Origin of the sequence: Chryseobacterium gallinarum (assembly GCF_001021975.1) — a bacterium.
Taxonomy (GTDB): Bacteria; Bacteroidota; Bacteroidia; order Flavobacteriales; family Weeksellaceae; genus Chryseobacterium; species Chryseobacterium gallinarum.
On the sequence record NZ_CP009928.1, the window covers coordinates 526,808 to 541,155 of the forward strand.

Genomic DNA, 14,348 nt, shown 5'->3' on the forward strand with positions numbered 1-14,348 from the left:
TTATTAAATCCTATCACAAATAATTTTTTCCGATAAAAATCAACAGGTCCCCTTTTTCATATTCGATGGAAACCTCATCTTCAATCGCAAAGTTTCTTGTTCCGATTCTTGAGGTAATACTTAAGCTTCCGTTATGTAAAGGCCAGTTTAATCCTTTTGTGGTTACATTTTCTACAGAAGGGAATGGGTATAATGAAATCATTTTATCCTGAACTCCATTGATGGTAAAGCTTTTGGGGATAAAATAATATTCTGAAAATTCGTCGTAAAATTTCAAATTCATTTTATCTTTAAAAGCATAGGCTACCGTCAGATTTCCTAAAAAGTGGTCCTGCTCTCCGCCACTACCTCCCAAAATATCGACTGCTTTACCTCCTTTTTCAGCAATAATATCCAAAGCCTTATGGAAATCCGTTTTATCCTGATCCGGGGTATGAATAAATTTTTCCTGATAAATATTTTCATCTGTACCTGAATGAGAATCGAAATCGCCTGAAATAAAATCCAGTTTATCCAGCGGGAACCCTATTCTTTTTAAATAATGAAAGGCACCGTCCGTACAGGCGATCAGGTCATAATTCTCCGGATCCGGAAAGGATTCCGGTGCATCTCCATTGATGAAAAGCAATACTTTATCTTTCATTCGGATTCCAGTATTCTTCCGGTTCGTTATTCAATTTGGAAACGTATCTTGCCAGCACAAAAAGATAATCTGAAAGCCTGTTTAAATATTTGATCAATTCAGGACGTACTTCCTCAGATTCATTCAGAAATACCAAGGAGCGTTCTGCCCTTCTGCAAATGGTTCTTGCTGCATGTAGAAACGTTGCTGGTTTTCCGCCTCCGGGGAGAATGAAATACTGAAGGGGTTCCAGTTTTTCATCAAAAGCATCCATCCATTGTTCCAGTTCCTCAATCTCTGCTTCGGAAATAATTAAAGGAAGACGTGACTTCCCGTTTGCCAACATCAGTTTATCCACCGGTGTTGCAGCTTCCGAGCCTACTGTAAACAGATCAAACTGTATTTTTTTTAATTGCTTTAAAACTTCTTCATCCTCAATATGACTTTTGGCAATTCCAATAAATGAATTCAGTTCATCTATATTTCCATAACTGTCAACTCTTGCGCTGGCTTTGGAAACTCTCGTTCCACCGTACAATGCCGTTTGCCCTTTGTCGCCTGTTTTTGTATAAATTTTCATACTACTAAAATACTTTTTTTTGTACAATGTAAAAAGTAAAATGTTCGCATGATGTGCACACAATCATTTTGGAGAAGATTAACCACAAAAGGCCACAAAAGTTTCTTACAAAATATTACATTGAGATACTTCCTCCCCACTTACAATGTCCAAAAAATGGCCGGGAAAAACCGGCCATATCCAAATTATTTATTTACCTCTACGTATTGTATGATGGTCTGACTGGTGGGGCTGTAGATCAGTGTACTGCTGTTTGGAAACCTCTTCAGCTTATAATACTGAATGCTTTTATCGGTTTTAATTTCATCCAGGAAACGGGTGTCAAAAGTATTTTCGGGAAGAAATTTTGAAGCAAGACTTATTTTATCTATGATACTTTGCCCATCAATCTTACGGGCTTTTTTATCCGATTTACTTTCATCGGTAGTAGGCTGACTTTCCAAAAAAGGAAGCAGCGCTGCAATATCCGCTTTATATTTAAAGACATATCCTTCAGAACCGGTAGGAAATTTGAACTTTTTTCCTTTTTCATCAGAAATTACGGGTGCTCCTGTACCAGGAAAAACCGTGTTAAATTTAACATCTTTAGAGTTGGTTAGAGAATTAATAGATTCGTTCACTGTTTTTTTAACGCTTTCTTCTACTGCCTGCTGGGCTTTCTGCTGCACTGTTTCTTTTGTTTTTTGTACAGTCTGATCTATTTTCTCTTCGATTTTATTACATGATATTAATAAAAATGCCGTAATAACGGGCAAAATATACTTCTTCATAATGCAATTCAGTTAATGGTCAATTTCTTTTTTATTAATTCACTTTTCTTTTAACGGAAAAGCAGGTGCAGATATTTTAACAGAAAAAATATTTTTTTTAATCTCTAAAAATCCTGCTGACAAACTGTTGTCATAACCCCATTTTATCTTTGTATCAACAATAACAAACAAAAACCATACAATTATGACAACTACAGCAACAGCCACTAAACAATTCATGTCCACAGAACAGTTATTAGAGCAATGGCAAGGCCACAGAAACCTGACAAGGAGAGTGATTGAGAGCTTTCCTGAAAAAGAGTTATTTGAATTTTCAGTAGCCGGCATGAGACCTTTTGCAAAACTGGCAGTAGAATTAATCAGTATTGCAGGACCTGCACTAAAAGGAATTATTGAAAATAATATGGAAGCCTATAATGAAGAGGGCTTTAATCCCAAAACAAAGGAAGAGATCTTAAAAAAATGGGATGAGGAAACGGAGGTAATCAACCATTATTTCAACCAGATTTCTGCAGAACGCTTCCAGGAAACTTTCAACCTGTTCGGGCAGTACGAGTTTCCCGTATATCAGAACATCCTTTATTTCATAGATAATGAGATCCATCACCGTGGACAGGGGTATGTTTACCTGAGAGCCTTAGGTATTGAACCGCCATTTTTCTGGGAGAGATTCTAGTAAGGGCCTTTTTACTTCAGAAACCATTTCATTTATTTGTCTCAATTAAGTCTTTAAACCTCAACAATTACTCTGTTGGGGTTTATTTATGCCTCTCAGACATCTTTATCAGAAGCTCGCTCAGTCTTATACGAAGGCTTTCCGGCTCTAAGACCGTTGCATAATCTGCAAAAGTGACCAGCCAGCGTGGAAATCCATCATTAATCCATTCTGTTTCAAAGATCAGCTCTACTCCTTCAGCGGTTTCTACTTCTTCGATTAATCCATAATATCTTTTAGAATTTACGAGATGGGCCATGATTTTTTTATCTACCAAAATTCTGGCTTTTTCCTTTTGGCCGTGGGATTTTTTCCGATAATCATTTACCTGTCCGTATTCCTGCAGAAAAGGGTTTTGTGTTTTGGAAATTTTTAAAATCCTATCGATTCTGAATTGTCTGAAATCATTCCTCAGGGTACAATAGGCCATGATATACCAAAAATTAAATTCAAAGAAGACCCCTACAGTTTCAATTGTCCTGGTCGTCACCCTGGAATCTACCGTCTGGTACTCTATCGTCAACTGGGTTTTCTCTGCAATACTCTCCAGAATAATAGGGATCACATTTTTCAGGGAATCCCCGGGTTGCGCATGCACATTAAAAACATCAATCTGCTTTTCAATATTACTGATCAGGTTTTTGTCTGAATATCTCAATACTGAACGTACTTTTTCCATAGCAGTCTGGTAATGCTCCCCCAGGCTTTGATGAGAAAACTTCTGCATAAGCTTTTCGGCAGTAATGAAGCTTAGCACTTCTTCCTTGGTAAACATCACGGGAGGAAGTTTATATCCGTCCATTAAAGAATAACCGTTTCCTGCTTCTCCTACAATAGGAATACCTGCGTTTTCCAATGTTTTTACATCGCGGTAAATGGTTCTGATACTCACATCAAATTTTTCAGCCAGATCCTGTGCTCTCACAACAGGTTTAGACTGTAACTGGGTAAGAATAGCGGTTACCCGATCGAGTTTCTTAAGGTAGTGATCATTCATTTCTGTCAACAAAACTAAAATTCTTTTTTGAGGTATGACTTATAAAAGTATCAGCTTTTTTGTTAAATTTATTTTTTGAACCTGACATCATTGTTTATGCACCACCCTCCATTCATTCAAACTATTGAGAATATTTTTAAGCCGGATCAGACTGTTATGGATGAGCTGGTCTCCCATTTAGAACTCAGGAATTACAGAAAGGGAGATTATTTGTTGAAGGCTGATGAAACCTGCCGTTATTTTTATTTTATCGAAAAAGGGCTGGTCAAATTATTCTTTGACAATGGGGATAAGGATTTTATCATGACATTTTTTTCGGAAAACTCATTTTTTACAGAATTAAGCGGTTTTCTAACGGGGAATCCTTCCAAATATATGATTGTTGCCCTGGAACCCACTCAGGTTCTCCGTATCCATAAAGATGTTGTGGTAAGGCTTTGTAAAAACAATCATTCTGCAGAAAGACTTTTCAGCAAGCTTTACTCAAAAGCTCCCGTGAATATGATGGGAAGGATCAGTGAAATGCTGGAGGATGATGGTAAAAAACGGTACATCAATTTTTTAAAGCAAAGACCTGACCTTATTCAACGGATCAGTCTTGGAGATCTTGCCGATTATATCGGAATTACCCAGGTTTCATTAAGCAGGATCAGAGCCCGGAAATTTTGAGGGAAAAGAAAACGAAGCTGGAAGAACAAAACTATTGTAAGCTGAATATATATAATTTGTCCCATAATATCTTCCAGCTCAGCTTCCAAATTCTTTCTTCATATTATTTATCATTTGTAAAAAAAATGCGGAAAATTCAGTTTTACATTTGTCACATAACAATTAAAAAACAATAGTATATCACAAAGAATCAACGCATTTGCAATGGGGAACAAAGCTGTAAATGCACTTCACAACATGGGTTTTCAGGTACAACATTCTTCCTTGGACAATTCATTTCTGGAACTGTTATATTTCCGGGTTTCCCAAATGAACGGATGTGCTTTTTGCCTGGATATGCATTCTAAAGAATTGAGGGCTAAAGGGGAAACTGAGCAAAGAATCTACCTGGTAAGTGCCTGGAGAGAATGCTCGTTTTATACAGACAAAGAAAAAGCAGGATTACTGTGGGCGGAAACATTAACAGCTTTACATGGTAAAGAAGTTCCGGATGAAATCTACTCAAAAGTAAGCCTGCATTTCTCAGAAACGGAAATGGTAGATCTGACAATGGCTGTTATTGCCATTAACAGTTACAACAGAATCAATATTGCTTTTGGAGCAGATGTGGGAGCATATCAGGTTTCTGAAAAAACTAACTAAATAACTTGAGGTTAAGAAAATTAAGTATAAAGGCCGGAGTTGAAAGAGGGATACTGGAAGTGACTTTCAGTTTTAATTATTGACAGGCCCCCCAATTGATTTTACATTAAACAAAAAAGATGAATGGCTTTGTTTTTATGACCTTCATAGCTTCCATCTTCCACCTAACTAAATCAGAAATTATTATTCCGAACTGACGTTAAATAATGAGCTCATCTGTACAGTTGAGCTTATTTAATTTTCCTTATATGTATTGACCAATTTATCCAGATTCAGGCTCCGTGCGGAAGCATCAAAAATTTCACGATACACTCCGTCTTTGCCATATAGTTCATCGTGCGTTCCATTTTCTACCACACGTCCTTTTTTCATAACATAGATGGTATCCGAATCCAGGATCTGGGACAGGGAATGAGAAATAATTACTACCGTCCTTCCCTCTTTAATAGCATCCAGGGAATTTTTAATCTGTTCTGTGGCAATCGCGTCCAGACTTGCTGTAGGTTCATCCAGAAAAATAATAGGTGGATTTTTGAGAAACAGCCTTGCAATGGCAATTCTTTGCTGCTGACCGCCTGACAGCTGCGTAGCATCATGTTGGTATCCATCGGGAAGGTCCATAATCTGTTCGTGCAGATATGCTTTTTTGGCCGCTTCCTCAATTTCTTTAAAGCTGGCATTCATATCTCCATAACGGATATTGTCTTCAATACTTCCCTGGAAAATATGGTTTCTCTGCAACACCAATCCCAGATCACTTCTGAGAAAAGTATTGTTATATTCATTCAGGTTGACACCATCCAGCAAAATATCCCCGGAGTCCGGCAGATAGAATTTGCATAAAAGGTTAATCACCGTTGACTTTCCTGCACCACTCAATCCAACCAGTGCGGTTGTTTTCCCGTTTTCAATTTTCATCGATACATTGTGGAGTGCTTTTGTACCATTAGGATAGGTAAAGTCAATATTTTTTAGCTCAAAAGTTCCCTTTATTTTCTGCTCTACAAATTTTCCGTTAGGCTCTGTTTCATCATCATCATTAAGAATGTCAAAGTATCCTTCGGCATAGATCATGGCATCATTCATATCATCATAGATCCTGTGCAATTGGCGGATGGGTGCCGAAACATTATTAAAAAGCATAATATGAAGCATAATTGCCCCAATGGTCATCTGCTGATCAAGCACAAGGTATACGGTCAACAGAATGATTAAAACGACTCCGAACTGCTCAATAAAAGTTTTCAGCCCATCATAAATAAAGTTTGTTTTCCTTGTAAACATCTGGCTTTCCATCAGCTGCATCTGAAGGTCATATTGCTTTTTACCTTCAAACTTTTCCCTTACGAAACTCTTAATGACCATAATGGAGTTGATAAGGTTTAAAAGTCCTGATGTTTTCTTTTCCCTCTGGTTTCTGAGCTGCCGGCGAACCCCGCTTAATTTTCCGGCCTGTAGTGAACTTATATAAAAATAAATAGGAACAATGATTGTGGATACTGCTCCTACATAGATATTCTGCATATACATAATAACCAGCGCAATAATGGCATTGGAAAAAAGAGGAAGAATATCAATAAAAAAATTCTGGACCAGCTTGGTCAGGCTTTCAATTCCACGGTCAATCCTGATCTGCAGCTTCCCGGACTCATGATTCTCATCATTAAAATAAGCTACCCGATAGGTCAGGATTTTATCAATGGCTGATTGTGCCAGCACAGAGCTTACATTAATCCTGATCTTCTCACCATAGAATTTCTGTCCGAAATTAATAAAAATATTGAGAAGCTCCTTTCCTAATAAAATAATGGAAATAATGATGAGGATATGAATTCCTTCCGACATCGGATGAGGAAGATGGGTAAGCTCGGTTACTTCATCCACCGTATACTTCAGAACAATCGGGTTGACCTGGGCAGCCAATGCTCCCAGAAAGGTTAAAAATAATGTTCCATAAATCATTAACCGGTAAGGTCTGATAAATGGGACCAGCTGTTTGTAAATTCCGAATAAAGTAACTGTTCTGTTGAAAGGTTTTGCCATAGCATTATTTAAACTAAAAAACGTACCGTTTTCAAGAGAAAAGGTACGTTTTTATTATTATTTTCAGCTAAAATAAGTTGCTTAATTTCAGTTTTTATTTTTTAATTTCCATCTCAATATCCCGAAAGAATATTGAAATTTATCATTATCCTTCATACATATACGTAGTCAGATAATGTAATTCCGGCTTACTTGCCCCTTTGGATTCAGCTTCTGCCTGTTCCATAGAATATTGGCTGTTGATCTCTTTCTTCTGGAAAACAAAAGAATTGTTGGCATTCTTATCGACCACTTCATTAAAGATATGTTCAATTTCGGAGTTGGCCAATGAAGCAAAACTGATATCTTCAAAACCATACATCAGCCTCAGGTCATCAAACTGTTTGAAATGTTCACTTACAAAAACCTGTAGCTGGGCTTTTGAGTCAAAATTACCTGCCCAGATGTTATAGGCATATTTCTTCTTTTTCGGCTTATCCAAAATACTCTGATACACAAAGTTTTCACCAAGATACGCTTCTCTTACCTGCGGATCGTTGGCAAGATCTTCCGGAAGTCCTTCTTTAAGGATTTTCCCTTCAAACATGATATATGTTTTATTGGTAATGGCTAAAGTCTGCTGAACGTTGTGATCGGTAATCAGAATACCGATATTTTTATCTACCAGGCTTCTTACAATTTTCTGGATATCTTCTACCGCGATCGGGTCTACCCCGGCAAAAGGTTCATCCAACAAGATAAAGTTGGGATTGGTAGCAAGACAACGGGCAATTTCCGTCCTACGCCTTTCTCCACCGGAGAGGAGATCTCCCCTGTTTTTACGGACATGCTGTAAAGAAAACTCTTCGATCAGCTCGTCACATTTGATCTGCTGCTCACGTTTTGAAAGTTTGGTCAGCTGTAAAACTCCCATAATGTTTTCTTCTACGGATAGTTTTCTGAAAACTGAAGCTTCCTGTGCCAGGTAACCGATTCCCTTCTGGGCCCTGCGGTACATGGCATCAGTGGTAATCTCCTGCTTATCCAGAAAAATTTTCCCTGAAGTAGGCTTAACCAACCCTACGATCATATAAAACGATGTGGTTTTTCCTGCCCCGTTAGGTCCCAGCAAACCAACGATTTCTCCTTGTTGAACCTGTACGGAAACACCTTTTACAACTTTTTTAGGACCGTATTCCTTGATTAAATTTTCTCCTCGTAAAATCATGGAGCAAATATATCAAAAATATAAACTTAATGAGAGGCAAAATAAGGAAAAGGTAAAATAGCAAAATCGTAAATAAGCGGGTTTATAATTTCGGTTCCAGGTAAAATCCTACCAGTTTTCAGCCTGATACTCTATGCCGGCATAAAACAAAATGGCAATTCATTTCTGTCTTTTAGCTTCTGTAACTTTTTATCGTTTCAGGCTACTTATCGTGAAACATATCAATCATTTACAAAATAGCAAGAAATGGAAAATTACGGTTATACAAAAACAGAAAACAACCCAAACCAACAAAATGGTATTCCCTATCGTTCGGAAAAGAAAATTCCTGCGGCAATTTTGGGAATTCTTGTAGGTTGGCTGGCTTTAAATAAATTCTATCTGGGGTATACCAAAGAAGGTATTATTCAGATCATCCTTAATATTGTAACATTGGGAGCAGCCTCTATTATTCCATTTATAGAAGGGATTCTTTATCTTTTTATGAATGACAAGCAATTTGATGACACTTATGTTTATGGAAGAAAAGGCTGGTTATAAATCCCATGTATAATTTATAAAAAAACACCTCAATCCGGAGGTGTTTTTTATTTTCTTATGAATTATTTGTTTAAAATCATGGCCGCTTCTTTGGCAAAATAGGTAAAGATCATATCTGCTCCTGCCCTTTTGAAACACGTCAGGTTTTCAATAATTGTTTTATCATTATCCAGCCATCCGTTCTGAGCGGCAGCTTTTACCATGGCATATTCTCCGCTTACATTATAAACAGCAATCGGAAGATCAATCGCCTCACGTACTTTGGCAACAATGTCCAGATAAGGAAGTCCCGGTTTGATCATGATCACATCTGCACCTTCTTCAATATCTTTATATACTTCATTTAATGCTTCACGGGAATTGTGAAAATCCATCTGATAAGTTTTTTTATCTTTCGGGATCTCCATATCATCTTTCGGAGCACTGTCTAAAGCGCTTCTGAATGGTCCATAGAAAGAACTCGCATATTTTGCAGCATAACTTACAATCCCTACATCGGTAAATCCGCTTTCTTCCAATGCTTCACGGATGACCAAAACCCGGCCATCCATCATATCACTGGGTGCCACCATGTCAGCTCCTGCTTCTGCATGAGATACAGACATTCTGGCCAGTGCATCATTAGTTGCATCATTTAGAATTTTCCCATTTTCAATGATTCCATCATGACCATAAACAGAATAAGGATCCAACGCAACATCCGGCATAACCACCATTCCTGGAACCGCATCTTTGATTGCCCGGATCGTATTCTGCATCAAACCGTTTTTGTTCCATGCTTCTTTTCCGGTATTATCTTTCAGATGATCTGACACTTTCATGTACAAATTGACAGCTTTTACGCCCAAAGAAAATAATTCCTTACATTCTTTTACCGTCAGATCTATACTCCTCCTAAAAATTCCCGGCATCGACGGAATCGGTTCCTGCTTGTTTTCGCCCTCCATTACGAAGATCGGCATTACAAAATCATCAGTTGTAAGCACATTTTCTCTTACCAGACTTCTGATAGATTCATTAACTCTAAGTCTTCTATTTCTTGAATGTATCATTTTGGAATACTTTTTGAATAAGTTTTTACAAATTTACTACAAGTTCTATAAAAAACTATTGTATGAAATTGTAGAATTTATTACATTTGTTATATATATTCGAGAAATTATAAATTTGATGAAAAAATTTTTACTTTTAATTTTATTTGCAGGCACTTTTGTTGGGTTTTCCAACAATTTACAAGCTCAGCTGAAAGAGCCGGGTTCCATCTCACAGAAATCTGATGATGGAGTAATGATTGCCTATCCAAACCCTGCAAAGGATTATCTTATCATAAAGGCAAAGGATTCTTCTTTAAGAATCAAAAGTGTGACTTTTTATTCCATTTTGGGTATGCAGGTTGCCAGTTATACTGTCAATATGAATTCCGGGGAGATCAATATTGAAAAATTGAAACCGGGAAAATATCTGATCCGATATATTTTAAGTGACAACACGCAAAAGGTAACTCAAATCGTAAAACAATAAAACAGAATCCTGATAATCATCAGGATTTTTTCTTTTACATTGATCCTGTTTAATATTTCCGTAACTTTCTGGACTTTTTTATACCAATTGTAAAAGAACAATTTAATGTTAAAAGCTGAACATATTAAAAAGACCTATAATGCCGGAAAAAAGGTCGCCCTGGATGATTTCAGCATCCATGTTCCCAAAGGCAGCATCTATGGCCTTTTAGGCCCCAACGGAGCCGGGAAAACTTCTTTCATCCGTATCATCAATCAGATTACCCAGGCCGACTCCGGAGATATTTTTATCAATGGAGAAAAGCTGAATCCCGCTCATATTAAAGATATCGGCTATATGCCTGAAGAAAGGGGCTTATACAAGAATATGAGTGTGGGAGACCAGATCCTTTATTTCGGGGAGCTTAAAGGTATGAGTAAAAATGAGGCTCTGAATGAGGCTAAAAAATGGTTTGACAAACTTCATATTGATCAATGGTGGAAAAAAAAGCTCTCTGAACTTTCCAAGGGGATGGCGCAGAAGATTCAGTTTGTAGTGACTGTCCTCCACCGTCCGCATCTTTTGATTCTGGATGAACCTTTCTCCGGTTTTGATCCCGTAAATGCAAATTTAATTAAAGATCAGATTATTGACCTCAAAAACAACGGAACCACCATTATCCTTTCTACCCACAGAATGGAAAGCGTGGAAGAAATGTGTGATTATGTCGCCCTGATCAATCATTCAAAAAAAATCATAGATGGAAGAGTTTTTGACGTAAGGGAAAAATTTAAGAAAAATATTTTTGGAATTACTCTTTCTGAAGTAAATCATGATCATCTTGAAAGTTTTAAGAATAAATATGAAATTTTCAATCTTGCTCATGAGAACAATCTTGTCTCTTTTGATCTGAAGAATGAAACTGATCAGAACCATATTCTTCTGGATCTTATCCATGTAGGGAAAGTGCGGTCATTCGACGAAAGAATTCCGAGTATGAATGAAGTGTTTATTAATGCCGTAAGTAACCATTCTTAATTTATGAATAATATTTTTTTAATTACCAAAAGGGAATTTCTTACACAGGTTAAGAAGAAGTCTTTCATCATCTTAACTTTACTTGCTCCTATCTTAATCATTGCTTTCGGAGCAGTAATCGGGCTTATGTTTAAAGCCAATGAATCCCACAGCATTATAGAAGTTGTTGATAAAAGCGGACTGTTTACCAACCAACTCCAGTCTAACGACAAGCTCAATTATGTATTTGTTTCTGCTGCAGACGAAAAGTCAAAGATCAATAATTTAAAAGGAAATGAGTCTTTAGATGGCATCCTTATTTTGCCGGAACTGAAAAATCAGGACTTCAATGAGCTGGAAACCGGAACAAGACTGGTTATCAACAGCAAAATAGGATTGGATACGAAACAGAAGATCGTTTCTGATATCAGCAATGTTATTAAAAAAGAAAAAATCAAACAACTAGGCATCCAGGAGGCTCAGCTGATTGATCTTGATAAAGGATTCAGTTTGAAAACGATTAATGTTTCAGATAATAACAAGGAGGATTCTGATCTTGCTTTCGGGGTAAAAACAGGACTCAGCATGATTCTGATGTATGTAACTTTTATGTTCATCATTATTTATGGGGTACGGGTGATGCGAAGTGTTCTGGAAGAAAAGAACAATCGTGTGGTGGAAATCATTATTTCGTCTGTTAAACCTTTTGAGCTGATGATGGGAAAAATCCTGGGGGTAACTTTCGTTGCCCTTACGCAGTTTATTATCTGGATCACCATGTCTGTTATCGGAGCCTTGGTTTTAAATACCGGTTTTTCATCTATTCAGAAGAATATTCCGGGCGGAAACGAACAATTAGCGGATAAACTAGACATTACCCAGCTGGCAACCCAGATATCTCATAGCTTACTGGAAATGAATTTTCCATTGATTATTTTTGTATTTATTGTCTTTTTCCTTTTGGGATATATTTTTTACAGTTCAATTTATGCTGCTATTGGTTCGGCTGTAGACAATGAAACGGAAACGCAGCAGTTTACTTTATTTGCTATTTTACCTCTGATGCTGGGTATGTATGGCAGCTTTTCACTGATGAATAATCCTGACGGTCCACTGGGCTTTTGGCTGTCTATCATTCCTTTTACATCACCTGTTGCCATGATTGCAAGAATACCATTCGGGGTTCCGGTATGGCAGCTTGTTCTTTCTATAGCCCTATTATTGGGGACTACTATTTTCATGATCTTCCTGGCAGGGAAAATTTACCGGGTAGGTATTTTGATGTATGGGAACAAAGCAACGCTAAAAGAGCTCTGGAAGTGGATCAGAGGCTAAAATAATGGCTAGTTATTGTAAAAATAACCGCTCATTCTTAGAAATACATATAAAATAAAATCCCGGAAATTGAATTTCCGGGATTTTTTATATTCTGAATACAGTATTTACTTGAATATGTAGCTTAGAGTAAGTGCTAAAACCTGTTCTGATTTCTTCTTATCAGTTCCTCCTTTTTCTTTTGCAAGGCCAGGGAAAGTATCTGAAAGACCAAGATCATATTTAACAGCAAGTTCCAATTGTCTCTTATAGCTATATCCTACTCCCAATCCTATTCCCCAGTTAAAGCTTTTCGCTTTTCCATTCACAGCCGGGTTGGTAGGATCCGCAACATCCGGGTCATAATAAGGTCTGCTTACAGGAGCATTTTTAACATTCTGACTTAATAAAAAATTAAATCTAGGGCCTAATAACCCAAAGAATTCCGATTCAGCTTCTGAAAAATACCCTTTAAAGTATAAAGGTACACTCAGATAGTTATTGGCATACACCGCATCATAACCGTCTTTTCCTTTTGCATCTTTATCCTTCCCGGTTTCTCCTGCACCATAGTACAATACTTCCGGTTGTATAAAGAATTGGTTTGCCTTCCCTACCGGGATCATGGCCAAAGCTCCACCTTGTGCAGTGTATCTAGGGCCGGAGGGATTGTGGGCATTTGCTACTCTGGAATAGTTTAAACCTCCGGTAAGACCAAATCGTGTGCTTTTCCATTGAATTTGAGCAAATGATAAAGCGGAAAAAGTCAAAGCTGAGGCTAATAAAAGTTTTTTCATATATGGTTTGGTTTTATAAAATTATCCTAGAACTTTTGCTACAGTAGCACCAATATCAGCAGGAGAGTCTACAACGTTGATACCGTTTTCTCTCATGATTTCCATTTTAGCCTGAGCTGTATCTTCTGCACCTCCTACGATAGCACCGGCATGTCCCATTGTTCTTCCTTTTGGAGCTGTTTGTCCAGCGATGAATCCTACAACCGGTTTAGTAGATCCGCTTGCTTTGTACCATCTTGCTGCTTCAGCTTCTAATCCTCCACCGATCTCACCAATCATTACAACAGCATCAGTTTCAGGGTCGTTAATAAATAGCTCTAATGCTTCTCTTGTAGTAGTTCCGATGATTGGGTCCCCTCCGATACCGATTGCAGTAGAAATACCATAACCTGCTCTTACTACCTGGTCAGCAGCTTCGTAAGTAAGAGTACCTGATTTTGAAACGATACCTACTTTACCTTTTTTGAAAACGAAACCTGGCATAATACCAATTTTAGCTTCTTCAGAAGTAATGATTCCAGGGCAGTTCGGTCCGATTAATCTGCAGTCTCTGTCTGCGATATAAGACTTTACTTTTACCATATCAGCTACAGGAATTCCTTCAGTAATACATACGATTACTTTGATCCCTGCTTCAGCAGCTTCCATGATAGCATCTGCTGCGAATGCCGGTGGTACGAAAATGATACTTACGTTTGCTCCTGCTTTTTGAACAGCGTCAGCTACTGTATTAAATACCGGTTTTCCAAGGTGCTCGCTACCTCCTTTCCCCGGAGTAACACCACCTACTACGTTGGTTCCGTATTCAATCATCTGACCTGCATGGAAAGTACCTTCGTTTCCAGTAAATCCTTGTACAATTACTTTAGAATCTTTGTTTACTAAAATTGACATTTTATTGTTGTTTTAATTTATTTATTATTTTATTAATGCTC

15 protein-coding genes and 1 pseudogene are annotated in these 14,348 nt (G+C 37.6%); 7 read left to right on the forward strand and 9 right to left on the reverse strand.

Annotation, left to right across the window (positions count from 1 at the left end; all coding sequences use genetic code 11):
* Positions 1–13 precede the first annotated feature (13 nt).
* The 3 genes from OK18_RS02415 to OK18_RS02425 form a co-directional block, all read right to left on the reverse strand.
* On the reverse strand, positions 14–643 hold the full coding sequence (locus OK18_RS02415) for a thiamine diphosphokinase (RefSeq protein ID WP_050019991.1): 630 nt from the start codon (positions 641–643) through the stop codon (positions 14–16).
* Positions 633–1,202 (reverse strand): cob(I)yrinic acid a,c-diamide adenosyltransferase, encoded by a 570-nt coding sequence (locus OK18_RS02420; RefSeq protein WP_050019990.1) that lies wholly within the window; start codon positions 1,200–1,202, stop codon positions 633–635. Before OK18_RS02420 ends, OK18_RS02415 begins: the two co-directional genes overlap by 11 nt.
* 185 nt (positions 1,203–1,387) lie before the next feature.
* Entirely contained in the window at positions 1,388–1,972 is a 585-nt protein-coding gene (locus tag OK18_RS02425; RefSeq protein ID WP_053326974.1) for a hypothetical protein, read from the reverse strand.
* A 184-nt stretch (positions 1,973–2,156) separates the two neighbouring features.
* On the opposite strand from OK18_RS02425, the gene OK18_RS02430 reads away from it, so the two are divergent.
* Positions 2,157–2,648 (forward strand): DinB family protein, encoded by a 492-nt coding sequence (locus tag OK18_RS02430; protein WP_053326975.1) that lies wholly within the window; start codon positions 2,157–2,159, stop codon positions 2,646–2,648.
* Positions 2,649–2,730: 82 nt separating this feature from the next.
* On the opposite strand, the gene OK18_RS02435 is transcribed toward OK18_RS02430, so the two are convergent.
* Positions 2,731–3,684 carry a helix-turn-helix transcriptional regulator gene (locus OK18_RS02435; protein ID WP_050019988.1) on the reverse strand — a complete coding sequence of 318 codons (954 nt, stop codon included), beginning with the start codon at positions 3,682–3,684 and terminating at the stop codon, positions 2,731–2,733.
* A 75-nt stretch (positions 3,685–3,759) separates the two neighbouring features.
* Here OK18_RS02435 and OK18_RS02440 point away from each other — a divergent pair, with 75 nt between their 5' ends.
* Both OK18_RS02440 and OK18_RS02445 read left to right on the forward strand, forming a co-directional pair.
* Positions 3,760–4,353, forward strand: coding sequence for a Crp/Fnr family transcriptional regulator (locus OK18_RS02440; protein ID WP_156173213.1), 594 nt, complete (start codon positions 3,760–3,762; stop codon positions 4,351–4,353).
* 204 nt (positions 4,354–4,557) lie between these two features.
* Complete coding sequence (locus OK18_RS02445) at positions 4,558–4,995, forward strand: carboxymuconolactone decarboxylase family protein (RefSeq protein WP_228377680.1); 438 nt, start codon at positions 4,558–4,560, stop codon at positions 4,993–4,995.
* A 234-nt stretch (positions 4,996–5,229) separates the two neighbouring features.
* Here OK18_RS02445 and OK18_RS02450 read toward each other — a convergent pair whose 3' ends face one another.
* Positions 5,230–6,957 carry an ABC transporter ATP-binding protein gene (locus OK18_RS02450; RefSeq protein WP_053329272.1) on the reverse strand — a complete coding sequence of 576 codons (1,728 nt, stop codon included), beginning with the start codon at positions 6,955–6,957 and terminating at the stop codon, positions 5,230–5,232.
* Positions 6,958–7,519: 562 nt separating this feature from the next.
* Positions 7,520–8,245 (reverse strand): annotated as a pseudogene (lptB, locus tag OK18_RS02455) (LPS export ABC transporter ATP-binding protein); the annotation flags it as partial.
* Positions 8,246–8,491: 246 nt separating this feature from the next.
* On the opposite strand from lptB, the gene OK18_RS02460 reads away from it, so the two are divergent.
* On the forward strand, positions 8,492–8,785 hold the full coding sequence (locus tag OK18_RS02460) for a TM2 domain-containing protein (protein WP_053326977.1): 294 nt from the start codon (positions 8,492–8,494) through the stop codon (positions 8,783–8,785).
* A 62-nt stretch (positions 8,786–8,847) separates the two neighbouring features.
* Here OK18_RS02460 and hemB read toward each other — a convergent pair whose 3' ends face one another.
* Positions 8,848–9,837 carry a porphobilinogen synthase gene (gene hemB, locus OK18_RS02465; protein ID WP_053326978.1) on the reverse strand — a complete coding sequence of 330 codons (990 nt, stop codon included), beginning with the start codon at positions 9,835–9,837 and terminating at the stop codon, positions 8,848–8,850.
* A 118-nt stretch (positions 9,838–9,955) separates the two neighbouring features.
* On the opposite strand from hemB, the gene OK18_RS02470 reads away from it, so the two are divergent.
* The 3 genes from OK18_RS02470 to OK18_RS02480 all read left to right on the forward strand — a co-directional run bounded on the left by OK18_RS02470 (position 9,956) and on the right by OK18_RS02480 (position 12,637).
* Positions 9,956–10,306 carry a T9SS type A sorting domain-containing protein gene (locus tag OK18_RS02470; protein WP_050019983.1) on the forward strand — a complete coding sequence of 117 codons (351 nt, stop codon included), beginning with the start codon at positions 9,956–9,958 and terminating at the stop codon, positions 10,304–10,306.
* Positions 10,307–10,411: 105 nt separating this feature from the next.
* Positions 10,412–11,323 (forward strand): ABC transporter ATP-binding protein, encoded by a 912-nt coding sequence (locus OK18_RS02475; protein WP_050019982.1) that lies wholly within the window; start codon positions 10,412–10,414, stop codon positions 11,321–11,323.
* A 3-nt stretch (positions 11,324–11,326) separates the two neighbouring features.
* Entirely contained in the window at positions 11,327–12,637 is a 1,311-nt protein-coding gene (locus OK18_RS02480; RefSeq protein WP_050019981.1) for an ABC transporter permease, read from the forward strand.
* Positions 12,638–12,744: 107 nt separating this feature from the next.
* Here OK18_RS02480 and OK18_RS02485 read toward each other — a convergent pair whose 3' ends face one another.
* Positions 12,745–13,413, reverse strand: a complete 669-nt coding sequence (locus OK18_RS02485; protein WP_050019980.1) for a porin family protein — start codon at positions 13,411–13,413, stop codon at positions 12,745–12,747.
* A 21-nt stretch (positions 13,414–13,434) separates the two neighbouring features.
* On the reverse strand, positions 13,435–14,307 hold the full coding sequence (gene sucD, locus OK18_RS02490; RefSeq protein WP_050019979.1) for a succinate--CoA ligase subunit alpha: 873 nt from the start codon (positions 14,305–14,307) through the stop codon (positions 13,435–13,437).
* Positions 14,308–14,348: the final 41 nt, after the last annotated feature.